We start from the raw sequence: 22,979 nt of genomic DNA, 5'->3' as shown, positions 1-22,979 counted from the left end.
CGCCCGATCCCGAGGAGTGAGCACGTTGCAACTGGCCGAGGAGCGCGACGAGGTCATCGCCATCGCGCGGCGGATGATCGACGACGGGCTCGTCGTCGGAACCTCCGGCAACGTCTCGGTGCGCAGCGGAGACCTGATCGCGGTCACCCCCTCCGGCGTGGACTACGACCGGATGCGCGCCGAGGACGTCCCGGTGGTCGACCTCGACGGCGCGGTGGTCGACGGCGCGCTCAAGCCGACCTCCGAGATGCCCATGCACCTGGCCGCCTACCGCGCTCACGAGGCGGGAGCGGTGGTGCACACCCACTCGCTGCACGCCACCGCGCTCTCCCTGCTGCGCGACGAGGTGCCCGCGGTGCACTACCAGCTGGCGGACTTCGGTGGGCCGGTGCGCGTGGCCGAGTACGCCACCTTCGGCACCGAAGCGCTGGCCGAATCGGTCTCGACCGCGCTGCGCGACCGCACCGGCGGCATCCTGCGCAACCACGGCACGATCACCATCGCCGACGCGCTGCCCAAGGCCTACGCCCGCGCGGCTCAGCTGGAGTGGATCTGCCAGCTGTGGCTCACCGCCGCCCGCGTCGGCGACCCGCGCCTGCTGCCGGACGGGGAGCTCGAACGCTGCGCCCCGATGTTCCGCGCCTACGGCCAACAACCCGGCTGATCCACCGGGAACGCGCGGCTCCCGGTTTTACCGGGATGTCATCGCGGTGCGAACCGCTGCAATCCGCGCCCGCGACCATGTGGGCATGACTTCCGGAACGCAGCGCCGAGGCCCCTGGGACCGCGAGATCCTCGAACTGGCCGTGCTGGTCCTGGCCGCCGGGGCGGCCCACGCGGTCGCGACCGGCGGCCACGACGCGGCCACCGCGGTGCTGCTGTGCGCGGGCGCGGCGCTGCTGGTCATCGGCGCGGTGCGGCTGACCGGGCGCCGCCGCTCCCGCGCTCCGGCGCCCGAGCAGCCGACCGAACGCGAGGCGCCGGCGGTCCAGCACCTCTGGCGGCTGCGCGCCTCGGTCACCGACACCCCCGGACGCCTCGCCCGGCTGTCCGGTGCGCTGGCCGCGCTCGGCGGCGACATCCGGACCATGCAGGTCCACCCGGTCGCCGAGGGCGCCGTGGACGAGGTGCTGCTGCACGTGCCCGCGCGGGTCGAGCAGCGCGACCTGGTCGCGGCGGTGGAGGCCGCCGGGGCCGACGAGGTGACCGCGGTGCGCGCCGACGTCCGGGAGCTCGACGACGTGCCCACCCGGACCGCCACCCTGGCCAGCGATCTGGTCGGCGGGCGCACCGACCTGGTGCGCGCCCTGCGCTCGCTGCTCGGCGCGGTCGAGGTGCGCTGGCAGGAGGAGGCCGACTCGCCGCAGGTCGGCGAGCTCGCCGGGGACGCGATGTGCCTGACAGATCCCGGCGGCGGGGTGCTGGTGCTGCACCGCTCCGGTGGCGCGTTCACCCCGGCCGAGTTCGCCAGGGCGCGCGCGATGTCGGACCTGGCGGCCAGCTGCCGCGCGCGGCTGCGCCCGGTGACCCGGGACGTCGCGACCTCGCGGGGCGTGCCGCTGACCGTGCGCCCCGCCGACCGCGCCGACATCGAGCTGGTCGAGGAGTTCCACCAGCGCTGCTCGACGGCCGCCCGCAGCGGGCGCTACTTCAGCCCGGGGCCCGGTTCGGCCGACGGCGGGTTGCGCCGCCTGCTGACCCCAGCGCTGGGGCGCTGCCTGATCGCGCTCGGACCGGACGGCTCGGTGGTGGGCATGGGCAACTTGATGTACGACGGCGACGCCGGGGAGCTGGCGCTGCTGGTGCGCGACGACTGGCAGCGCCGGGGAGTGGGCGCGCTGCTGGCCGAGCAGCTCGCCGAGCAGGCCACCGGGTTGGGCCTCAGCGAGCTCACCGCGCACACCCACGTGGACAACACCGCCATCGCGCGCACGCTGCGCGGCGCTGGGCTCAAGCTCGTGGGCGCGCCGGAGCCCGGCGAGTGGAGCTGGACGCGAGCGCTCACCTAGCAGTTCGGCCCACGACCGCGCCCCCGAGGAGGTGCGGTCGCGGGCCGAACTGCGGACGTCTCACGCCACCTGCGCGGCGGGCGGCAACTGCACGGGTGCCCCGGTCGGCCACCACGACGGGTCCTCGCCGAGTTCGGCGAGCTCGGCGACCTGCAGCCGGCACCAGGGCGAGACCTCGACGTCGCCGGAGAGCACCCCGGCGGAGAACTCGGGCCAGGCCACCCAGCGGGTCTCGGCGACCTCGTCCGGGTTGGGGCTGGGGGAGTCGGAGGTGAACGCCACGAACACCGGGCACATCTCGTTCTCCACCACGTCGTCCATCTCGGCGCGGTAGCGGAAGCCGGGCAGCACCAGTTCCAGGCCGCGCACCCGAAGCCCGAGCTCCTCGCCGAGCCTGCGGGTGATCGCCGCCTTCATCTCCTCCTCGGGGGCAGGGTGCCCGCAGCAGGTGTTGGTCCACACGCTCGGGAAGGTCCGCTTGTGGTGCGCCCGCTGGGTGAGCAGGAACTCGCCGCGATCGTTGAACACGTAGCAGGAGAAGGCCAGGTGCAGCGGGGTCTGCCGGTGGTGCACGGTCGCCTTGTCCTCGACGCCGATCGCCTCGCCGGTCTCGTCGAGCAGGACCACCTGTTCCACGTGCGGTACCTCCCTGGTGGTGGAAGAAATGATCTTCGAGCGGCTGCGGACGTTACGGCACTGCGTGCACGCCCGGCCATACGATCTTGATCACGGGCGGGGTCGGAAATTCACTATGCCTCACCCTCATCGCAGGTCCAAGCCGTGCCGACCCGGAGAACGCGAACGAGTTGCCGACCACGCATCGTAGTCCCCGCCGGGTCCGGGAGCGCTCGCGGTGGCTTCGCCGGTGGGGTGAACGCGGCGCGTCGGGCGAGTTCTCGTCAACGGTGCTGAAGCACCGGCCGAGCTGGCTACCTTGGTCGGCGAGCTCGAGTTCGGCGGAGGGGAAGCGCGGCGTGGTGCACCGATCGATACCGGCGTTGACCGCCGGCACCAGGCCGCGCGCCCGCAGCGCCCCGCGTTCGGTGAACGGGGCGAGCGTCGAACCGGGCCACCGGAGGGGAAGGGGCCGCGCCCCGGCAGGCGCCGCAGCGCAGGCGGCCGCAGCCGCCGGGGCCGGCTTTCCGCCTTCGCCGCCCTCCTCCGCCTAAAGGCGGGGGCTGGCACGACCCGGCTGGTGCGAGCGTCCTCCGCCGGATCCGCCGTTGGATTGATGCGCGATCGCGCGCGGAGTCGTTGAATGCCGACGGGCGCCCGGAGTCCCGCCCGGGCGAGTCGGATCTGGTCCTCGGGGGAGCGAAGAGCTGTGGTGGTGGGCATGCATCGGTCGTCGCGCGAGGTGCTCGCATGACGGGTCCCTTCCGGCTGCCCGAGCACCTCGACCCGGCCGAGCCCCGCTACCGCAGCCGCTTCACCGTCGAGGTCGACGGTCGGCGCATCGAGGCGCGCGGCGGGCAGACGGTCGCCGCGGTGCTCATGGCCTTCGGTCGCACCTCCTGGCGGATCAGCCGGTCCGGCCGCCCGCGCGGGCTGTTCTGCGGCACCGGTGAGTGCTTCGACTGCTTGCTGACCGTCAACGGCGTCGCCGACGTGCGCGCCTGCCGGCGGGAGGCGCGACCGGGCGACGTGATCCGCGCGCAGGGCGACGAGGGCGAGGTCGCGTGACCGTCGTGGTGATCGGCGGGGGACCGGCCGGCATGAGCGCCGCGATGAACGCCGCGCGCTGCGGCGCCGAGGTCGTCCTGGCCGACGCGGGTTCCGATCTCGGCGGGCAGCTGCACCAGCCGCTGCCCGCCGAGTTCGACGCGGTTCGGCCGCAGCGCGTCCAGCGCAGGAAGGCCCAGGTCGTCGCGCTCGCCGAGGAGGTCCGCGCGCACCCGCGCATCCGCCACCTGGCCGGCGCCGAGGTGCGGGCCGTCGACGGCCGCGCGGTGCACCTGCGGGCAGGTCCGGCCGACTCGCCCGGGCGCGTCGACGAGTCGGTGCGCGCGGAGGCCGTGGTGCTGGCCACCGGCGCCGCCGAGCGGGTGCTGCCCTTCCCCGGCTGGGACCTGCCGGGCGTGTGCACCACCGGGGCGGCCGAGGCGATGGCCTCCGGCCAGCGCGTCGCGGTCGGCGGGAGGGTGCTGGTCAGCGGGACCGGCCCGAGCCTGCTGCCGGCGGCCGAGGCGCTGCTCGACGTGGGCGCGGAGGTGCTGGGCGTGCTGGAGGCGGGAGAGCCCGGGGCCTGGTTGCGCAGGCCGTCGGTGCTGGCCTGGGGCGCGCTGGTCGAGCTGGCCGGCTACGCCCGCCGGATCGCGGGCAACGCGCCCTACCGGCGTCGCACCGCGGTGGTCGCGGCGCGCGGCCGGGGCCGGGTGCGCGAGGCCGTCGTGGCCCGGTTGGACGCGCGGTGGCGCCCCATCCCGGGCAGCCGCGAGTCGGTCGCGGTCGACGCGGTGTGCGTCGGGCACGGTTTCGAACCCCGCGCCGAACTGGCCCGCGCGGCCGGCTGCCGGCTCGTGGACGGGTTCGTGCACGTCGATGCCGCCCAGCGAACCTCGGTGCCGCGGATCTACGCCGCCGGTGAGCTCACCGGCATCGCCGGGGCCGAGCCGGCGGCGGCCGAGGGAGCTCTCGCCGGCATGGCCGCCGCTGTGCAGGCCCGCGCCACGACCTGGGCGGATCTCGAAAAGCAGGCCAAGCGAGCGGGTTTGAAGGTCCGCTGTGGACGTCGGTTCGGTAGCGCGATGGCCGCGGCGCACCCGATCGGGCGGGACTGGCCGCAGTGGCTCACCGGTGAGACCCTCGTCTGCCGCTGCGCGGACGTCACCTACCGCGAATTGGGCGAAGCGGTGGTCGAGCACGCGGCCCGCGACCTCGCGTCGCTGCGGCTGCGCTGCGGTGCGGGTCTGGGCGCCTGCCAGGGCAGGATCTGCGGGCGCAACGTCGGAGAGCTCGCCGGGAACCTGCTCGGCGGGCCCCTGGCCGAACCACCGGCCGAGCCCGCGGCCTGCGGGTTCGCCGCGCAGGACGGCCGCTGAAGCAGGCGCGGGCGATCGCCGTGGCAGGCCTCGAGCGCACGACCGTGCTCGCGCTGCTGCGGCGGCCCCGGGCGCGATCCTGATCCGCCCTCTCACGTGCGAAGGCATCCCCGGGGGGCCGCGATGATCCGCTCTGGAAGGGGTTCCCGGAACGGTGAACCCGAAAGTGCCTCGCAACGGTTGGGTCTCCGGCCAGGCCGGTTCATTCGGCCGGGTGGCAGACCGCGCAAAACGGGCGGCGCGGCGAAGTTCTGGAAGACTCCCACAGCGTCACACCGTGCCTTTCGACCTGGGGGCGAAGGATGAACGTCGTGCGGGCGGCAGCAGGTGAGGCGCTTTCGGCGAGTTCCCGGAACACCGCAGCAGGGGCGCGGCAGCGCACCAACCGACCGGCGTGGACCGCTGCGGCCACCGCCGCGGTGCTGGCGGCAGCGCTGTTCTGGCTGGTCCACGACGCGTTGACCGACGACGCCTACATCACCCTGGGCTACGCGCGCGGCGTGGCACTGCACGGGCACTGGGGCATGATCCCCGACGAGACCGCCAATTCCGCGACCTCGCCGGGCAACGTGCTGCTGCTGGCGGCGCTGACGCTCGCGCTGCGCAGCCCCGTGCTCGCCCTGGGCGCGCTGTTCGTCGCCAGCGCGGTCGTGCTGGTCCTGGCGCTCCGCCGCGGCGCGCTGGACCGCGGCATGCCCGGCTGGACCGGGACGCTCACCGCCGCCCTGGTGGGCGTGAACCCGCTGCTGCTGTCGACCGTCGGCCTGGAGATGACCCTGGCCGCCGCGCTGCTGGCGACGTTGCTGGCCGCGGTCACGGGCGGGCGGCCGTGGTTGTTCGGCCTGGCGGTGGGGGCGCTGGCGTTGACCCGCCTGGACCTGGGCGTGTTCGTGATCGCCGTGCTGCTCGGGTGCCCGCGGATGTGGCTCGGCTGGTGGAAGTGGCTGACCACCGCGCTCCTGGTGTGCGCGCCGTGGTTCGCCTTCAGCTGGTTCCGCTTCGGCTCGGCAATCCCGGACACGCTGGTGATCAAGCAGTTGCAGGAGTCCTGGGGCCGCTACGGCTTCGGCAACGGGCCGGGCAAGTACTACGACATGGCGCCGCTGCCGACCGCGCTGGCCGCGCTTCCGGCCGCCTGCGGGGTGGTGGCCCTGCTCGCGCTGATCGGCTGCGCCGTCGCGCGGCGCGGATCGCGCGCGTGGCCGTGGGCGGTGCTCGGCCTCGGCGGCGTGGCGCACTACTCGCTCTACGCGCAGTTGGACGTGCCGCCCTACCACTGGTACTACGCGCCTTCGCTGATGGGCGTGACGCTGGCGCTCGGCGGTGCGCTCGGGCTGGTCGCGACCGGGGTGCGCTGGCGCGTGCCCGTCGCGGCGCTGGGCGCGATCCTGCTCGTGCCGCAGGTCGGCCTCGCCCTCGCGCAGGGCACCCCGTGGCGCACGGCACCGATCCAGACGAACTGGGCCAGCCCGGCCGACTACGCCCGCATCGGCGCCGAGATCGGCGAGCGCGTCGGCGACGCCACCGTGGCCAGCCCCGGCGAGATCGGAACGCTGGCCTACTTCTGCGAATGCCACATCGTCGACGGCTTCTCCGACCGCGGCTACCTCGCCGCCGGGATCGACGAGCGCTTGCGGCGAGCCGGACCGCTCGCCGCAACCCTGCTCCGCTGGAACTACCACCACTTCGCGCCCACCGAGCCCCGCCGGATCGACTACGTCCTCACCGCCGAACCCGGCCCCGGACCCGACCCGTTCTGGACCATCTCCACGCCGCTCAGCCCACCGGGCCACCTCGTGCTGGCACCCGCCGAGCGGTAGCGCGAGCCGGCCCGGCCCGAGGGAACCTCGCGCCGGGCCGCCCGCGGGCTAGGACGTGGCCGGGTAGCGGTGGTAGCCGGGGAAGTTGCCGTAGAGCTGCTCGCCGGGCGGGCCCTGGGTCACGGCGTGCACCAGGTACTGACCGCCGACGAAGGCGCCCTTCCAGGAGGCGCCGCGACCGCCGAAGGGCTCCTCGCGGTCACCGCGCGAGCGCGGCTTGTTGATGCCGACCTTGAACGCCTGCACGTGCTCGGCCAGGTCCGCCGCGAAGGCGTCGTCGTCGCTGGCGATGCTGGCCACCAGAGCGCCGTTGGAGGCGTTCATCTGCGCCAGCAGCTCGGCTTCGGTGTCGACCACCACGACGGTGTCGACCGGGCCGAACGGTTCCTCGTGCATCAGCCTGCTCGCACCGGGCGGCGCCAGCAGCGTCACCGGGGCCGCGTAGGCCGAGGTGTCCTGGCCGTCGATGAACCGGCCTTGCGACTTGTCGCCGCGGTGCAGCGGGACCGCGCCGTGGCGCAGCGCCTCCTGCACCCGCCCGTCCAGCTCGGCGGCCTTGGCCGCCGAGATCAGCGGGCCGAAGTCCAGCTCGGGCAGGTCCTCGCCGGCGCTGGCCAGCGGGTGGCCGAAGCGCACCGACTGCACCACCGGCAGGTAGGTCGCCAGGAACTTGTCCACGAGCTCGCGCTGCACCACGAACCGCGGGTAGGCGGTGCAGCGCTGCTTGGCGTACTCGAAGCCCTTGCGCAGGTGCGCGGCGAGCCCGTCCCAGTCGGAGAAGTTCCACAGGCCCCAGGTGTTGAGGCCCTCCTGCTCGAGCATGTGGCGCTTGCCGCTGTCGACCAGCTGCGCGGCGATCTTGCCGCCGTTGGAGCGGCCGCCGACGAACGCCACCGCGCCCACCTCCGGCGAGCGCACCAGCGGGTCCGACAGCGCCGAGCCGTCCCCGGAGATCAGGGTGACCGGCAGGCCGGCGCGGGCCATGAGGGCGTGCGCGGCGGTCAGCGTGACCGCACCGCCCTGGGTGGGCGTCTTGGCGATCACCGCGTTGCCGGCCAGCAGCTGCACCAGCTCGGCGTGCACCAGCACGCTCATCGGGTAGTTCCAGCTGGCGATGTTGCTGACCGGGCCGGGCAGCGCCTGGCGCTTGTAGGGGGCTCCCTCGACGTCCTGGTTGAGCATCTGCTCGGTGTTCTCGGCGTACCAGCGTGCGCCGTCGAGGCAGCGGTCGACGTCGGCGCAGGCGGCCTTCCACGGCTTGCCGATCTCCCAAGCCAGCAGCAGGGCGAGGTCGTCGCGCAGCAGAGCCATCGTCTCGACCGCCTCGGTGACGGCTTCGCGGCGCTGGTCGTAGCTGGTCTGCGCCCAGGAGCGGTGCGCCCCGGCCGACGCGCGCACCGCGTCGACCGCGGCGTCGGCGTCGAGCTTGGGCAGCTGGGAGATCACGGTGCCGTCGACCGGCGAGATCTGGTCGGCGGGCTCGCCGATGGCCTGCCAGCGGCCGTCGACGAGGTTGCGCGGAACGCCGTCGTCGAACGCTTCCGGCACCGCTGCGGTTATCCGTCCCTGCACCGCCGAGGCGGTGCAGTGATCGGGTACCCGGAGTGTCATGCGCCCTCCTGATGATTTATTTCCGGATGGGGTGCCGGGAAAGTTGCACTATGCCATGTCCGAGCGGATTCCGCCTACTGCGATCGTGCCCTTTTCAACAAACCGTACGTGCGTTTTCCGTGAATTCCGGGATTTTCGCTGGATCGATCGGATCAGCGCGAATTGGTCCGCGCGTCAACGGGATCCTCTCGAACGGCGGGTGCGCGGAAACGTCCGAGCTGCGCGGTGGGCAGGTTACTGGCGGGTACTCGCCAAAGCGCACGAATCGGAAGGCGAACGTCCTTCACTGGTGACGCATTCGGGCTCCGCGAACGGAGGAAAGCATGCGTCACGCGAGGAAATTCGTCGGGCTGCTCGCCGGAATCGCGGCGGTCAGCGGCCTCTCGACCGTTCCAGCTTCAGCCGAATCCACGTCCGACACCGCAGTCGAGAACTACGTCGCCCTCGGCGACTCCTACGCCTCGGGCACCGGCACCCGCGAGTACTTCGAGGACAGCGGCGACTGCCTGCGCAGCCCCAAGGCCTACCCGCAGCTGTGGGCCGACTCCCACGAGGTGTCGAACTTCGAGTTCGCCGCCTGCTCGGGCGCCGTCACCGACGACGTCCTCGCCGATCAGCTCGGCGCGCTCAGCGCCGACACCACCCTGGTCACCATCTCCGTCGGCGGCAACGACGTCGGCTTCGTCGACGTCATCACCCGCTGCCTGACCGGTGACGACGCGGCCTGCGACGCGGCGGCCACCGAGGCCACGGAGAAGGCCCGCAGCGAACTGCCCGCCAAGCTCGACGCCACCTACTCCAGCATCCGCGAGGCCGCGCCCAACGCCGAGGTCGTGGTGCTCGGCTACCCCCGCATCAACGAGATGGGCGATTGCGGGATCCCCTTCTACACCGAGACCAAGCGCCAGCGCATCAACGAGGGCTCCGACGAGCTCGCCGCGGTGATCGCCGACCGCGCCGCCGCGGCCGGGTTCACCTTCGCCGACGCGCGCCCGGCCTTCGAGGGCCACGGCGTGTGCGCCGACGACGAGTGGATCAACGGGCCCAGCAACCCCGTGCAGGAGTCCTTCCACCCGGACGTCGACGGGCACGCCCAGGCGTACCTGCCGACCCTCGAATCGGTCACCGGCTGACCCGGGCGTCGACGAGGGGACCGCTCCAGCAGGAGCGGTCCCCTCGGTCGTCCCGCCCGGTGGCCGCCCGCGCACTCGGGTACGACCATGGGGGCGAGCCGAGCCGGCAGGGGGTGCGGGGAGATGGTCTTCCCCTCGACGATGGGTCTTCCGCCCGAGCGCGCTGAGGAGGTCGTCCGGCTGGCCGGGATGGCGCCCTCGCTGCACAACCGCCAGCCGTGGCGGTTCCGCTTGCTCGCTCACCTGATCGAGCTGCACTTCGCCCCGAGCGCGCGACTCCCGGTGGCCGACCCGCACGACCGCGAGCTGCGGCTCGGCTGCGGCGCGGCGCTGCTGAACCTGCGGATCGCGCTGGAGCACGCGGGCGTGCGCCCGATCGCGACCCTGCTGCCCCGGCTGCACGGCCAGACGGCCCTGGCGGAGGTGCGCGCGGGCAGCGGCGAGCCGCCCGCGCCCGACGAGCGGCGGCTGCACCGGGCGATCTCCGAGCGCCGCAGCAACCGGCGCCCGTTCCTGCCCGACCCGGTTCCCGAGCGCGACCGGCACGCGCTGGCCCACGCGGTGCACGAGGAGGGCTGCCGCCTGCACGTGGTCGAGCGCGAGCAGCTCAGCGCCCTGGAGGAGCTGGTGCACCGGGCGCACCGCGCGCAGACGAGCGACCCGAAGTTCCGCTCGGAGCTGGCGCGCTGGACCGGGCGCGCCGAAGGCGAGGCCGAGGGCGTGCCCGTCTCGGCGGCCGGACCCCAGCCGGAACCGCACGACCTGTGGGTGCTGCGCGACTTCTCCGCCGGTCAGGCCCGGCAGCGGGTCCCGGGCAAGGACTTCGAGACCGACCCGCTGATGGTGGTCGTCTGCTCCTACCACCCGGGACGGCTCGCCGACCTGCAGGCCGGGCAGGCCTTGCAGCGGATGCTGCTGACCGCGACCTCGCTGGGCCTGGTCGCTTCGCTGATCTCGCAGGTGGTGGAGGTCGACGAGACGCGGGAGGAGCTGCGGCGGCTGCTCGGCGGTCGGCTCCAACCGCAAGCGCTGCTGCGGCTGGGGTACGGGTCCCCGGCCCCGGCCACGCCCCGGCTGCAACCCGCCGAACTGCTCGTCGACGACGAGACCGCGGCCGAGTCCGGACCGTGAGCGGGCTTTCTCATCAGACGTCCCGAGCGCAGCGCCCGGGCACTTCTGATGAAGGGAGGGCAGCGCGCGGCTACAGGGTCGGGACGAGGCCGCCGTCGCAGCGCAGCGTGGTGCCGGTGATGTAGGCGGCGTGCGCGCTGCACAGGAACGCCGCAGTCGCGCCGAACTCCGCGGGGTCGCCGTAGCGGCCCGCCGGGATCGCCGCCTCGCCGCGGGCGCGGGCCTCGTCGAACGAGATCCCCTCGCGCTCGGAGGTGGCGGTGTCCAGGGCGGTCAACCGGTCGGTGGCGATGCGGCCGGGCAGCAGCAGGTTGGCCGTCACGCCCTCGTCGGCGACCTCGGTGGCCAGGCTCTTGAGGTAGGCGGCCAGCGCGCTGCGGCCGATGTTGGACAGCGCCAGGTTCGGGATCGGCGCGGCCACGCCGCTGGAGGCGATCGACAGGATCCGGCCCCAGCCGCGCTCGCGCATGCCCGGCAGCACCCCGCGCACGAGCTTCTGCTGCACCAGCAGCAGGTTGCCCACCGCCTCGGCGCTGTCCTCGGCGGTCATCTCCGAGGCGGTGCCCGGACGCGGACCCGGGCCGTTGAGCACCAGGACGTCGATCTCGCCCAGCGCCTCGGTGGCCTGCGACAGCAGCCGCTCGGCGCCGCCCTCGGCGGTCAGGTCCGCCTCGATGCCCACCGCGCCCGGCAGCTCCTCGGCGATCGCCTTCGCGCGGTCGCCGCGGCGACCGGAGACGACCACCCTCGCGCCCTCGGCGGCCAGCGCGCGGGCCGTGGCCTCGCCCAGCCCACCGGTCGAGGCGCACACCAGCGCGTTGCGCCCGGAAATTCCCAGATCCATCTACTTCTCCACGTGGTCCACGGCCGCCAGGTGCCGATCCAGTTGTTCCATCAGGCTCGGCGGCATGGCCGGGGCGGGTGCCCGGACCGCCGCCGCGGCCAGCAGGCCTCGCCTGCGCAGCGCCTCCTTGCGGACGGCCAGCCCGATGCGGGCCTGCGCCTCGAAGTTCACCAGCGGCAGGTACCTCAGGTAGGCCTCCAGCGCCGCCGAGTACCCGCCCGCGCGCCAGGCGTCGACGCAGGCGACCAGCCCCTCCGGGAAGGAGAAGCCGGTCATGGCCCCGGCCGAGCCCGCGGCCAGCTCGTCGAGCAGCCCCACCCCGCCGAGACCGCCGAAGACCGGCGCGCGGGTGCGCGCGGCGAGCTTCGCGATCGCCGGGGGAGTGGGCGGGGCCTCGGCCTTGATCCCCACCACCGAGCCGACCTCGCCGACCGCCTCGGCCAGCGCGTCCGCGCCGATCGACACACCGGTGACCAGCGGGTAGTCCTGCACCACCAGGCCGGCGCCGGTGGCCCGGTGGGCGGTGTCGAGCTGGCTGGCCAGCAACCGCGGGTCAGGGGTGTTGACCTGCACCATCGCCCCGGCCAGCCGATCGCCGGTGACCTCGACCGCCAGCTCGATCTCCTCGATCACCGGGGCGAGCGAGGTCGACGAGGCGCCCACCACGACCGGCAGGTCCACCGCGTCGACGACCACCTGCAGCACCGCTCGCTTCTCGGCGGTCGAGAGCCGGACCGCTTCGCCGAAGACCCCGAGCACGGTCAAGCCGGTCACGCCGATCGAGCGATGGTGCCGCACCAGGTTCGCCAGGGACTGCTCGTCGACGTCCATCGTGGACGCGGTGAACGGCGTGGCCACCACGCCCCAAACACCCGGGCTCAGGGGATTCGTCGGCATCGGCCACCTCTCACTCGGCACGGGCGCAAAACCGCCGCGCAGCGCCGCGAAAATCCTATGCACGTCGAACGACGTCCGGTCAACCGGGCGCGGGCCGACCCCACCACCGGGTGATCAGCGCGCCGCTGATGGCCAGGACCAAGGCGTAGGCGGTCGCCAGCGGGCCGATCGGTCCACCGCGCGCGGCCACCAGGCCGACGATGGTGACCGAGAACTCGCCGTGCGCGATCAGCACGCCGCCCGCCCGCAGCCGCCCCGCCTGCCAGCCCCGCTGCGCGCGGCCCGCAGGAGCGGAACGAGGGCGGCCGGGCCACGGCGAAGCCGACCGCCAGGAGGAACGCGGCGGCGAACAGGTCGCGCAGCGGGGCCACCAGGTCGCGCACCCGTTCGGCAAGCGGTCCGGTCAGCGCCAGGCCCACCAGGAAGGCCCCCACGGCCGCCGAGGCGTCCGCCAGCTCGGCCGGCGCGGCCACCACCAGCGCCAACCCCACGATGCGCCGCAGCAGCTGCTCGGTGTCGTGGTCGTCGACGGTGATGCCCCCACCGCTTCGAGGTGATCGCAGCACACCACGCCGATCGAGGCGCCGATCTCCGCGAAGTCGCCCGCTGCCGGGAGCGGGGCGATGCCGCCCTCGCCCATCGCCAGCCGCGCAACGGGTACAGCGGGATCGGCGACACCCCGATGCGCCTGGTCGCCGAACCGACCGCTCCGAGGAAGACCAGGACGACGCCCAGCTCCAGCAGCAGAGCGATCGAGGTGCGCGGCTCAACCGGCCAGGATGTGCTCAACTCCGGTGATGCCCTGCTGCGTGCCGATCACCACCAGGATGTCGCCGGTCCGCAGGGTCTGGCCGGGCTGCGGGGACGCTATGACCTCCTCGCCGCGCACCACCGCCACGATCGACGCCCCGGTGCGGGTGCGGGCGCGCGTCTCGCCGAGCGCGCGGTCGGCGTAGGGCGAACCCGCCGTGACCTCCACCTGCCCGGAGCTCAGCCCGGGGACCTCGCGGGTGAGGTCGGCGAACCGCTCGGCGATGCGCGGGGCGCCGAGGATCTCGGCGACCGCGCCGGCCTCCTCGGCGCTGAGCCGGAACAGCGGCCGCACCTCGTCGGGATCCGGGTCGGGGTGGTCGACGAACTCGATGTCCCCGCTGCGGCGCGCGACCACTCCGATGTGCTGCCCGTCGGTGGTGGTGAACTCGTATCGCAACCCCACGCCGGGCAGCAGCACTTCGCTGACGTCCATGCCGGACATCATCGGCCCGCTCGCGACGCCACGCCCGCCGGTCGGGCGCGAGATCTCCCCACGGCGGGGGCCCATCGGCTATCGTGGGCGACGACGCCCGGCGGGTCCCACTCCCGGGGCGATTGACATCGAGACTTCGCGGTGGCCGGGATCCCCGGCGCGACGCCGTGCAGCAAGCCGAGCGGGTTCCGGCGCCACTTCGACGAACCCAGCTCGGTTCCCGGGCGGTCAAAAGGGAGGGACGATCCCCGATCGTCTCGGCCGCCCGAGTGGAGAAGCCCGCTGGCACAGCCAGCGGGTTTTTTCGTTTCCGCCCGAATTCCGCCCTCGGTTGATCATGCTCGGCGGCCGGGCAATATCATTGCCGCGCAGTTGTTGCCGCGCGGTCTGGGAGGCTGGGGAAGGTAGTGCGCGGGGTCGACTACTACGAGCTGCTCGGACTGCGGAGCGAGGCCACGGCGGCGGAGGTGAAATCCGCCTACCGGACCCTGGCGCGCACCATGCACCCGGACGTGGGCGGCAGCGACGGCCAGTTCCGGTTGCTCCAGGAGGCCTACGAGACGCTGGCCGACCCGGTGCGTCGCGCGGCCTACGACCGCAAGCGCGCCACCAGGGCCAAGCGCACCGCGCGCCCCGGCGCCACCCGGCGGCGCCCGGGGCGGTCGTTCGGCGAGGACCCCGACTACGTGCCCAAGCCGCCCCGCCTGCGCCTCGACGACATCCCGTGGTGGGACGCGGTCAACCCGGAAGCCCGGGTGCGCTACCTGCCGGTGATCGGACCCAAGCGCGGGCCCACGCTCGCGCTGGTCGGGGCCTGGTCGCTGCTGCTGATCGCGGGCCTGGCCGCGCAGCTGAGCACCCCGCTGATGGCCACCTGGCTGGGCCTGCTGATCGCCTCCGGCGTGGGCGTGGTCGTCCTGCTGCGCAGGCACCTCAACGCCCACCGCGCGCGCAGGATGTTCAGCGCCGAGTTCGGCGACCAGCGCATCTTCGGCGTGCCCGACCCCAAGCACCAGCGCCCCCAGGTGCTCACCGCCGACCTGTGCGCGAAGTACCTGATGCGGATGCCCGGGGTCCGGGTCTTCCACGGTCTCGTGCGGCCGGACGACGAGTTCACCGACGTCGACCACGCGGTGCTGTGCGGCAGGCGGATGGTGCTGGTGGAGTCCAAGAGCTGGCTGCCCGGTCACTACACCGTCGACGAGGCGGGTGAGCTGTGGCGCAACGGCCACCCGTTCCGCGGCGGGGAGACCGGTCTGGCCGAGGGCGTGGCGACCTTCGAGGAGCTGCTGCCCGAGGTCGAGGTGCGCGGCGCGGTGCTGATCTACCCGAGCCGCGCGGGCGAGGTCACCACCGTCGACCAGCGGGAGCACCAGGTGGTGCCGATGACCCCCGAGCAGTTCGTGCACGACATCGGCCGCTGGTTGGCCCAGGACGCCGGCACCGTGGACCGCGAGGTGTTCACCGCGGTGCTCGACCAGCTCGTGGAGTGATGTCGCCCCGCGGCGATGAGTTCTCGCCGCGCCCGGAGTCGTAAGGGGTGAAGACCCCTCGCGAGGAAGGCGGAGGCGATGACCACCACGACTCGTCCGGCTGCGGCCACCAGGACCCGACCGGCTCGGGCGCGCGCGCTCGGCATCGGTCTGCTGGTGCTGCAGGTGCTGCTCGCGGCGCTCTTCGCGTTCGCCGCGCTGCCCAAGCTGCTCGGCGATCCGGTGGCCGTGCGGATGTTCCACGAGATCGGCTTCGGCTCGTGGTTCCGCCACTTCACCGGTGCGGTCGAGCTGCTCGGCGCGGTCGGACTGCTGGTCCCCCGGTCGTGCGGTTTCGCCGCCGCCGGGCTCGCCTGCGTGATGATCGGTGCCACGATCAGCAACCTCGCCCTGGGCGCGCCGGGTGCCGCGGTGACGACGATCGCCCTGTTCGCCGTGCTCGTCGTGCTCGCGCGGGCCCGCCGCAACACCTTCCTGCCCGTCCGCTGACACAACACCGGGAGAAAACCATGCCTCAGGCGACCTTCATCAACCTGCCCGTCCGCGACCTCGACCGCTCGATCGCGTTCTTCACCGCGCTGGGCTTCTCGTTCGACGAGAACATGACCGACGAGCGGGCGACCGCGATGATCATCACCGACCAGTCCTACGCGATGCTGCTGACCGAGCCGTTCTTCAAGACCTTCACCGACAAGGAGATCGCCGACGCCGGCAAGACCACCGAGGTCATCACGGCGCTGAGCGTGGAGTCCCGGGAGAAGGTCGACGAGCTCATCGGCCAGGCCCGCTCGGCGGGTGCTCCGCACGTCGGCGAGCCCGCCGAGAACGGGCCCATGTACGGCGGCAGCTTCGCCGACCCCGACGGGCACCTCTGGGAGGTCTTCCACTTCCCGATGGGCTGACGCCCGACCGCTCGTCCGCCCGTCCCGCCGGGGTGCTGCCACCGCGGCGGGACGATCGCGTTCCGGTTGCTGCGGTCGCTCGACCGAGCGGAGAGGATGGACGGCGTCCAGGTCGACCCCGGGCGAAGGAGGACGCGCGTGACGAATCCGCACCAGAACACCAGCTTCCGCAGCAACGGCCGCACCGCCCACGGGTACCTCGCGGTTCCGCAGGAGCCGGGGCCGGGGGTGGTGGTCGTCCAGGAGTGGTGGGGGCTGACCGACCACGTCGCCGACGTCGCCGACCGGTTGTGCGCGGAGGGGTTCGTGGCGCTGGCGCCGGACCTCTACGGCGGGCGCACCACCCACGATCCGCAGGAGGCCGCGCGGATGATGCAGCAGCTCCCGGTCGAGCAGGCCGCGCGCGACCTCGGCGGCGCGGTCGACCACCTGCTCGCCCACGAGCTGGTGACCGGGTCGTCGGTCGGCGCCGTCGGGTTCTGCATGGGCGGCAAGTTCGCGATCGTGCTCGCCGCCCAGCAGGGCGACCGGGTGGGAGCGGTCGTGCCCTTCTACGGCATCCCGTCGCCGAGCGAGACCGACTTCTCCCGGCTGACCGCGCCGATGCTCGGGCACTTCGGCGAGTACGACCGCGGGGTGACCGTCGAGGCCGTGGGCGAGATGAGCGAGGCGGTCCAGCAGCAGTCCCCGGTGCGCCCGCAGATCCACATCTACCCGGCGGGCCACGCGTTCTTCAACGACCGGAATCCGGCTTCGTACCAGGAGGAATCGGCTCACCTGGCCTGGCCGCGGACCCTGGACTTCCTGCGCCGCAACCTCACCTGAGCGCGACCGCGGATCACGCGCCCGAGGCGCGCGATCCGCGGCCCCCGGCTACTGCTGGCCGGCGAAGCGGGCCGGGCGCAGCTCGGGCAGGTCGGTGGCGCCGACGAGCCGCTGCGGGCGGAAGTCCGCCAGCTGCTCGGCCTCCGCACCGGTCACCACCTCCTGCGCGGCGAGCTTGCCCAGCAATGGCCCGAGCGTGATGCCGCTGTGCGTGCACAGCGCGTAGATCCGCGACCTGTCGTCGAGGAAGCCGGCCGCGGTGAGCCCGTCGGCGGGCATCGCGCGCTGCCCGACCCGGAAGGACTCCAGCCGCGCGCCCGAAGCGCCCTCCAGCAGCGCGTCGAGCCTGCGGCACAGCTCGGTGGCGTGCTGGCCGGAGGTCGCGGGCGGGTCGGCGGGATCCGCGTGCGCGTCGAGGTCGAGCCCCTGCACGACCAGCCGCCCTCCGCCCTCGGGGCGCACGTTGAGCCCCGGGGTGGTCAGCACCAGGTTCAGCCGGGTCGGCAGGGGGGCGGTGTAGCCGAGCAGCCCGACGGTCGCCGAGCCCGCGGCGTCCGGATCGGCCACCGCCACCCGGTGACCGGTGGTGGCCGTCAGCGCCTCGGTCCACCGGCCGGTCGCGGTGACCACGGCATCGGCCTCGTGCGCGCCCCCGGCGTGCTCCAACCGCACCCCGCGGGGCGTCTCGCCGATCGCCGTGATCTCGGCCCGGTGCAGCCGCGCCCCGAGATCGCGGGCCTCGCCCCACAGCCGGGCCACCAGCAGCGCCGGGTTGAGGTACCCTTCGGTCGGGTAGAAGGCGATGTCGGCGTCCGGAACCCGCAGGTCGGGGGCCAGTTCCCGCGCTCTGCGCGGGGTGATCCACTCGACCGGGTAGTCCCGGGCGCGCAGTTCGCCCACCGACTGCGCGAGCCGTTCGGCCCCCTCGCCCTCGGCCCACTCCAGGTTGCCGGTGCGCGCCAGCCACGGCCGGTGCGCGCCGGGGTCCTCGGCCAGCGCGACGTGCTCGGCCATGCCCGCGACGTTGAGGTCGTGGTAGCTGCGCGGGTTCTTGTTGTGCGAGTTCACCCAGGCGAACGAGGTCCCGGACGTGCCCGCCAGCGGCGCGTCCCGCTCGAAGACGGTCACCTCGGCGCCCGCCCCGGCCAACGCGCGAGCTGCGCTGGCGCCCAGCACGCCGAGCCCGACCACCGCAACCTTCATGCCTGCTCCTCCTTGACTCCCTCGTGGACCGCCGCGGGCGGCTTGCCCGAGCTCAGCGCGATGGCCAGCAGCACCACCGCCGAGGCGCCGATGCCGTAGACCGCGTAGGGCACCGCGGTGTCGAGCGCCTGGGCCACCGCGCAGCCGGTCAGACCGGCGAGCATGCCGCCGATGGCCGCCGCCGGGGTCAGCCTGCGGCGCCGGCGCAGCGCGTAGCCCAGGAAGATCGGTGCCGCCAAGGCCGCCGCCGAGTAGGCGTAGCTGGCCACCAGCCAGGTCAGCGCCTTGGAGAACACGATGGCCAGCACCGCGGCCAGCACCGACACGGCCACGGTGATCAGCCGGGAGAGCGTCACCGTGCGCCGTTCGCCGATCTCGCGCCCGGCGATGGTCTGGTAGACGTCGCGGGTCAGGTTGGCCACCACCGATTGCAGGGCGGATCCGGTGGTCGACACGATCGTGGAGACCAGGAACGCGCCGAAGACGACCACCAGCCAGCCCGGCAGCCGGGTGAGCAGCCACCCCGCCGCGTCCTCCTCGTTGACCAGGCCCGGGTTCATCGAGTGCACCGCGAGCCCGATGCAACCGGCGTAGATCCCGCCGATGAGCATGGTCAACCCGGAAAGCCCCAGCCCGCGGCGGGCGTCGGAGACCTTCTTGGTGGCGAAGACCCGCTGGTAGTACAGCTGGTTGGTCAGCGTGCCCGGCACGATCGCCGCGACCCACAGCCAGATCTGGTCCCACCCGGCCGCGGTGATGCCCTCCCAGCCCCACAGCCGCTGCGGCACGGTCGCGGTCACCTGGCCCCAGCCGCCGGCCAGGTGGATGGCGTAACCCGCCACGCCCAGCGACATCACGATCATGAACAGGCCGAACACGAAGTCCGTCCAGGCGACCGAGGTCAGCCCGCCGGGCAGCACGAAGAACAGCGAGGCGACCATGATCACCAGGATCAGCACCGTCGGCGATGCTCCGGTGAACCTGCTGAACAGCTGGCCGAAGGCCACGAACTGCGTGGCCAGCCAGCCGAAGGGCACCACCAGTGCGGCCAGCGCGGCGATCGCGGTGACCAGCTTGTTCTCCCCGAACAACCGGGTCACGATCTCGGGGACTGTGGTGAAGCGCTGCTCGCGCAGCCACCGCGCGATCAGCATCAGGATCAGGAAGCCGACGAGCACGCACCCCTCGTAGGCGAACACCGACCAGCCGGACTCGTAGCCGATGCCGACGTGGGCGATCAGCACGCCGCCCCCGGTCGCGGTGGCGAACTGGGTGACGATCACGACCAGCAGCGGCAGCGATTCGCCCGCGGACAACCAGTCCTGCGCGCTCTTGGCCTTGCGTCCGAAGTAGACGGAGAGTGCGATGCCGGAACCGATCACCAGCAGGCTGGCGATCGCCAGACCGGCGATCTGAGCGGCGGGTTCACCGGACATCGGCGGCCTCCGCGAAGCGCTCCGGCGCCAGGTGCGCGATGTCGTGCCCGGTGGTGCCGGTCAGCGCCAGATCGGTGCCGATCTCGCCGAACACCGGGGCGAGCTTGAAGCCGTGTCCGGAGAACCCGGTCAGCACCGTGGCGTTCGCGCTCCCGGGCAGGGCGCCCAGCAGCGCGTGCTCGTCGGGCGTGAAGCCCTCGGCGTAGGTGGCGATGCGGATCGGGTGCGGCACCACCCCCGGCAGCAGTCGTTCGGCCGCCCGCCCCGCCGCGCGAGCCCACTCCGGGGACTCGCCGCGCGGCAGGTCCTCGGGGCGGTCCAGGTCCGGGCGGGGCAGGTGGTGCGGGATGATCTTGATCGACGCGCCGTCGAGCGCCGGGAAGCAGGAGAACCCGGCCTCGGGGTGCCTGCGGATCGCGATCGGCAGCGCATCGGGCTCGTGCGCGGCGACGTCGCGCGCCGCGAACCAACTGGCGGTGATCACCCGGGGCTGCACGGGCAGCTGCCGCAGCGGTTCCAGCCCTCGGGCCCACGGGCCGGGCGCGAAGATCGCGTGGTCGACCTCGAAGGTCTCCCCGCCGCTGGAGATCCGCCAGCCCGAGGAGGTCTCGACGGCCTCGGCGACCGGGTGGTGCGGCAGCACGCGCGCACCCGCGGACTCGGCGGCGCGCAGCGCGGCCTGCACCGCCGGTTCCGGGCGCAGCACCCCGGCCGCCGGGTCGAGCAGCATCACCTCGCCCTCGTCGAGGTGGTGCTGCGGGTAGCGCCGCCGGGCCTCGGCGGTGCCGAGCACCTCGTGGTCGAGGTGCTGCTGCTCGGCGCAGCGGCGCACCGCCGCGACGTCCGGGTCGTCCGGCGCGCCGATGGTCAGCCCGCCGCACATGGTCAGCAGCCGCGCGTCGGCGCTGCGCTCCAGCTCGCGCCACATCTCGCGGGCGCGCTGCAGCAGCGGCACGTAGGCCGGGCCCTCCTTGTAGGCGGTGCGGAAGATCCGCGACTCGCCTGCCGAGGCGCCGCGATCGTGTCCGGGGGAGTGCGTGTCGAAGGCCAGCACGTCGGCGCCGCGCAGGGCCAGCCGCCAGGCGGTCATCGCGCCGATGACTCCGGTGCCGACCACCGCGATGCGTGGTGAGGACATGGGTGCTCCCGTGAGGTGCGGGGCGGTGCGGGTGACGGCCCGCGCGCGCACGAGGTCTCGCGGCGCTTCGCGCCGGGAAGTCGTGCGAGCGGGGGCGTTTCCCGAACCGCCGCGGATCAGGAATCCGAAGTGGACTTAGAGGGTGCGCTCGACGAAGAACTCGACGAGGTCCGGTCGGATGATGTGCCACATCGCCTCGGCGAGCTTGCCGTCGGCGAGCCAGGTCAGCCTGCGCAGCCGGATCACCGCCTGGTCGGGGGTGAGGTCCAGCCGGGCGGCGGTCGCGGCGTCCAGCCGAACCGGGTCGATGTAGACCCGGGACTTGGCGGCCGGCACGCCGGTGCGGGCGAAGTAGTCGTGCACGGTCAGCTGTTCGAGGTCCTCGTCGAGCAGCTTCGGCGCCAGCTCGAAGGGGACGGCGGTGAGCTCGACGGCGATCGGGTTGTCCGCGCTGTCGAACTTCAGCCTGCGCAGCCGGTTCACCGGCGCGTCGGCGTCGATCCCGGGCATGCCCACGTCGGCATCGCGTGCCGGGACGACCCCGGCGGACTCCACCGCGTGCCGCCCGGGGATCTCCGGGCCGTGCAGCGTGGGGTTCGCCAGCCGCAGCAGGTTCTGCTGCTGCGCGCCCTCGGCGACGAAGGTCCCCCGCCGCCGGTGGCGTTCCACCAGCCCGGCCTGCGCCAGCTCGGTCAGCACGCGTTGCGCGGTCGCGCGACTGACCGAGTACTGCTCGCGCAGCTGCGCCTCGGTGGGCAGCCGGCTGCCGGGCGGCAGCGCACCCGAGTGGATCCGCTGCTCCAGTTCGGAGCGGATCCGCAGGTACGCCGGTGTCGCCACGACCGGGAATCTAGCCCCGCGCAATTGACCGGTCAATACTTGATTGGTTCGGTCGATTGAGCGTTGACACCGCGTTCACGGGCGGTGATGCTCGCGGGCGGACTGGCCGCGCGAATCGCTGGAGGCGCGATGCTGCCGCTGGAGGGCGTGACCGTGGTTTCGCTGGAGCAGGCGGTGGCGGCTCCGTTCGCGACGCGCCAGCTGGCCGATCTCGGTGCCCGGGTGATCAAGGTGGAACGCCCCGGCGGCGACTTCGCCCGCGGTTACGACACCACGGTCAACGGGATGTCCAGCCACTTCGTGTGGATCAACCGCAGCAAGGAATCCATCGTGCTGGACCTCAAGGAGCCGGACGATCGCCGCGCGATGGACAAGCTGCTGGCCAAGGCCGACGTGTTCGTGCAGAACCTGGCGCCGGGCGCGGCGGCCAGGCTGGGCCTGTCCGCCGAGGAGCTGCGCGCTCGCGACCCGCGGCTGATCGTCTGCGACCTCTCAGGCTACGGCTCCACCGGTCCCTACCGCGACAAGCGCGCCTACGACCTGCTGGTGCAGTGCGAGACCGGGCTGGTGTCGATCACCGGCTCGCCGGGCGAACCGGCCAAGACCGGCGTGTCCACCGCCGACATCGCCGGCGGAATGTACGCCTTCAGCGGGGTGCTCACCGCGCTCTACGAGCGGGAGCGCACCGGTGCGGGAACGGCCTTCGAGGTCTCGCTGTTCGAGGCGCTCGGCGAGTGGATGGGGTTCCCGCACTACTTCACCGCCTACGGCGGCACGCCCCCGAAGCGCTCCGGCGCCCGGCACGCCGCCATCGCCCCCTACGGTCCGTTCGAGGCCGGTGACGGCCAGCAGGTGTTCCTCGGCGTGCAGAACGAGCGGGAGTGGGTGAAGTTCTGCGCCCAGGTGCTGCGCCGCGCCGAGCTGGCCGAGGACCCGCGCTTCGCGGGCAACCCGGAGCGGGTCGCCAACCTCGCCGAGCTGGAGGCCGCGATCGGCGAGGTGTTCGCCGGGCTCACCGGCGCGGAGGTGGAGCGGCGCCTGGAGGGCGCGGGCATCGCCAACGCCCGGATGCGCACCGTGGGCGAGTTCGCCGAGCACCCCCAGCTGGCGGCGCGCGATCGCTGGCGGGAGGTCGACACGCCCGTCGGCGGTGTCGACGCGCTGCTGCCGCCGGTGACCGTGCCCGGCCGCGAGCCGCGCATGGACCCGGTCCCCGAAATCGGGCAGCACACCGCGAAAATCCTCGACGAGCTGGGCGAAGAACCGCGCGGTTGAGCAGCGATCGTCCCTCCACAATGGACTAGAACGTGATTGTGGCGCAGTGCACTCGAATTTCGGCTAACCATTTCCGTCGCCGCGACGACATACGAAGTGCTGGACCGTTCGGGTGTTTCTTCTGCATGGGGAGGT

General features: G+C 73.3%; 22 protein-coding genes and 1 pseudogene. 12 read left to right on the top strand and 11 right to left on the bottom strand.

From position 1 onward, the window contains the following. Positions 1-25 precede the first annotated feature (25 nt). Both ACFQRI_RS19490 and ACFQRI_RS19485 read left to right on the top strand, forming a co-directional pair. A complete protein-coding gene (locus ACFQRI_RS19490; RefSeq protein ID WP_380670713.1) occupies positions 26-664 on the top strand; it encodes a class II aldolase/adducin family protein in 639 nt (212 codons plus the stop codon). Between the two features lie 85 nt (positions 665-749). Continuing rightward, positions 750-2,009 carry a GNAT family N-acetyltransferase gene (locus tag ACFQRI_RS19485; protein ID WP_380670630.1) on the top strand — a complete coding sequence of 420 codons (1,260 nt, stop codon included), beginning with the start codon at positions 750-752 and terminating at the stop codon, positions 2,007-2,009. Between the two features lie 60 nt (positions 2,010-2,069). Here ACFQRI_RS19485 and idi read toward each other — a convergent pair whose 3' ends face one another. Further along, complete coding sequence (idi, locus tag ACFQRI_RS19480) at positions 2,070-2,645, bottom strand: isopentenyl-diphosphate Delta-isomerase (protein WP_380670628.1); 576 nt, start codon at positions 2,643-2,645, stop codon at positions 2,070-2,072. 729 nt (positions 2,646-3,374) lie between these two features. On the opposite strand from idi, the gene ACFQRI_RS19475 reads away from it, so the two are divergent. From ACFQRI_RS19475 to ACFQRI_RS19465, 3 genes are all read left to right on the top strand, one after another. After that, the gene (locus tag ACFQRI_RS19475; RefSeq protein WP_380670626.1) at positions 3,375-3,692 is read left to right on the top strand and encodes a (2Fe-2S)-binding protein; all 318 of its coding nucleotides are present in this window, start codon (positions 3,375-3,377) and stop codon (positions 3,690-3,692) included. Further along, positions 3,689-5,050: an FAD-dependent oxidoreductase gene (locus tag ACFQRI_RS19470; RefSeq protein WP_380670624.1), complete on the top strand. Its 1,362-nt coding sequence runs from the start codon at positions 3,689-3,691 to the stop codon at positions 5,048-5,050. The genes ACFQRI_RS19475 and ACFQRI_RS19470 overlap by 4 nt, the downstream gene beginning before the upstream one ends. Positions 5,051-5,361: 311 nt before the next feature. Next, positions 5,362-6,870: a hypothetical protein gene (locus ACFQRI_RS19465; protein WP_380670622.1), complete on the top strand. Its 1,509-nt coding sequence runs from the start codon at positions 5,362-5,364 to the stop codon at positions 6,868-6,870. Positions 6,871-6,918: 48 nt separating this feature from the next. Here ACFQRI_RS19465 and ACFQRI_RS19460 read toward each other — a convergent pair whose 3' ends face one another. Continuing rightward, positions 6,919-8,481, bottom strand: a complete 1,563-nt coding sequence (locus ACFQRI_RS19460; protein ID WP_380670620.1) for an aldehyde dehydrogenase family protein — start codon at positions 8,479-8,481, stop codon at positions 6,919-6,921. Positions 8,482-8,804: 323 nt separating this feature from the next. Here ACFQRI_RS19460 and ACFQRI_RS19455 point away from each other — a divergent pair, with 323 nt between their 5' ends. Both ACFQRI_RS19455 and ACFQRI_RS19450 read left to right on the top strand, forming a co-directional pair. Further along, positions 8,805-9,614 (top strand): SGNH/GDSL hydrolase family protein, encoded by an 810-nt coding sequence (locus ACFQRI_RS19455; protein WP_380670618.1) that lies wholly within the window; start codon positions 8,805-8,807, stop codon positions 9,612-9,614. Positions 9,615-9,737: 123 nt separating this feature from the next. Further along, positions 9,738-10,745, top strand: coding sequence for an Acg family FMN-binding oxidoreductase (locus ACFQRI_RS19450; protein ID WP_380670616.1), 1,008 nt, complete (start codon positions 9,738-9,740; stop codon positions 10,743-10,745). Positions 10,746-10,815: 70 nt separating this feature from the next. Here the strand turns inward: ACFQRI_RS19450 and ACFQRI_RS19445 are convergent, their stop codons facing one another. The 5 genes and pseudogenes from ACFQRI_RS19445 to ACFQRI_RS19425 form a co-directional block, all read right to left on the bottom strand. Then, positions 10,816-11,589, bottom strand: a complete 774-nt coding sequence (locus tag ACFQRI_RS19445; protein WP_380670614.1) for an SDR family oxidoreductase — start codon at positions 11,587-11,589, stop codon at positions 10,816-10,818. After that, positions 11,590-12,486, bottom strand: coding sequence for a dihydrodipicolinate synthase family protein (locus ACFQRI_RS19440; protein WP_380670612.1), 897 nt, complete (start codon positions 12,484-12,486; stop codon positions 11,590-11,592). Between the two features lie 79 nt (positions 12,487-12,565). Next, the gene (locus ACFQRI_RS19435; RefSeq protein WP_380670719.1) at positions 12,566-12,721 is read right to left on the bottom strand and encodes a hypothetical protein; all 156 of its coding nucleotides are present in this window, start codon (positions 12,719-12,721) and stop codon (positions 12,566-12,568) included. Positions 12,722-12,857: 136 nt separating this feature from the next. Further along, positions 12,858-12,959: pseudogene (locus tag ACFQRI_RS19430) on the bottom strand (hypothetical protein); the annotation flags it as partial. Between the two features lie 293 nt (positions 12,960-13,252). Then, on the bottom strand, positions 13,253-13,732 hold the full coding sequence (locus ACFQRI_RS19425) for a cation:proton antiporter regulatory subunit (protein WP_380670610.1): 480 nt from the start codon (positions 13,730-13,732) through the stop codon (positions 13,253-13,255). A gap of 407 nt (positions 13,733-14,139) precedes the next feature. Here ACFQRI_RS19425 and ACFQRI_RS19420 point away from each other — a divergent pair, with 407 nt between their 5' ends. The 4 genes from ACFQRI_RS19420 to ACFQRI_RS19405 all read left to right on the top strand — a co-directional run bounded on the left by ACFQRI_RS19420 (position 14,140) and on the right by ACFQRI_RS19405 (position 16,952). Continuing rightward, positions 14,140-15,225, top strand: coding sequence for a J domain-containing protein (locus ACFQRI_RS19420; RefSeq protein WP_380670608.1), 1,086 nt, complete (start codon positions 14,140-14,142; stop codon positions 15,223-15,225). Positions 15,226-15,303: 78 nt separating this feature from the next. After that, positions 15,304-15,714: a DoxX family protein gene (locus ACFQRI_RS19415; RefSeq protein WP_380670606.1), complete on the top strand. Its 411-nt coding sequence runs from the start codon at positions 15,304-15,306 to the stop codon at positions 15,712-15,714. A gap of 20 nt (positions 15,715-15,734) precedes the next feature. Continuing rightward, on the top strand, positions 15,735-16,127 hold the full coding sequence (locus ACFQRI_RS19410; protein ID WP_380670604.1) for a VOC family protein: 393 nt from the start codon (positions 15,735-15,737) through the stop codon (positions 16,125-16,127). A 138-nt stretch (positions 16,128-16,265) separates the two neighbouring features. Then, positions 16,266-16,952: a dienelactone hydrolase family protein gene (locus ACFQRI_RS19405; protein ID WP_380670602.1), complete on the top strand. Its 687-nt coding sequence runs from the start codon at positions 16,266-16,268 to the stop codon at positions 16,950-16,952. Between the two features lie 48 nt (positions 16,953-17,000). Here ACFQRI_RS19405 and ACFQRI_RS19400 read toward each other — a convergent pair whose 3' ends face one another. The 4 genes from ACFQRI_RS19400 to ACFQRI_RS19385 all read right to left on the bottom strand — a co-directional run bounded on the left by ACFQRI_RS19400 (position 17,001) and on the right by ACFQRI_RS19385 (position 21,569). Continuing rightward, the gene (locus ACFQRI_RS19400; RefSeq protein WP_380670600.1) at positions 17,001-18,155 is read right to left on the bottom strand and encodes an NAD(P)/FAD-dependent oxidoreductase; all 1,155 of its coding nucleotides are present in this window, start codon (positions 18,153-18,155) and stop codon (positions 17,001-17,003) included. After that, positions 18,152-19,591, bottom strand: a complete 1,440-nt coding sequence (locus ACFQRI_RS19395) for a sodium:solute symporter family protein (protein ID WP_380670598.1) — start codon at positions 19,589-19,591, stop codon at positions 18,152-18,154. Before ACFQRI_RS19395 ends, ACFQRI_RS19400 begins: the two co-directional genes overlap by 4 nt. Further along, positions 19,581-20,729: an N-methyl-L-tryptophan oxidase gene (gene solA / locus ACFQRI_RS19390; RefSeq protein ID WP_380670596.1), complete on the bottom strand. Its 1,149-nt coding sequence runs from the start codon at positions 20,727-20,729 to the stop codon at positions 19,581-19,583. The genes ACFQRI_RS19395 and solA overlap by 11 nt, the downstream gene beginning before the upstream one ends. A 135-nt stretch (positions 20,730-20,864) precedes the next feature. Continuing rightward, positions 20,865-21,569, bottom strand: coding sequence for a GntR family transcriptional regulator (locus tag ACFQRI_RS19385; RefSeq protein ID WP_380670594.1), 705 nt, complete (start codon positions 21,567-21,569; stop codon positions 20,865-20,867). 129 nt (positions 21,570-21,698) lie between these two features. Here ACFQRI_RS19385 and ACFQRI_RS19380 point away from each other — a divergent pair, with 129 nt between their 5' ends. Continuing rightward, positions 21,699-22,844: a CaiB/BaiF CoA transferase family protein gene (locus ACFQRI_RS19380; protein WP_380670592.1), complete on the top strand. Its 1,146-nt coding sequence runs from the start codon at positions 21,699-21,701 to the stop codon at positions 22,842-22,844. Positions 22,845-22,979: the final 135 nt, after the last annotated feature.

The sequence above is a fragment of the Saccharopolyspora griseoalba genome (genome assembly GCF_042665275.1).
GTDB classification, from domain to species: Bacteria; Actinomycetota; Actinomycetes; order Mycobacteriales; family Pseudonocardiaceae; genus Saccharopolyspora; species Saccharopolyspora griseoalba.
This window is presented reverse-complemented; position numbering and strand designations above follow the sequence as displayed.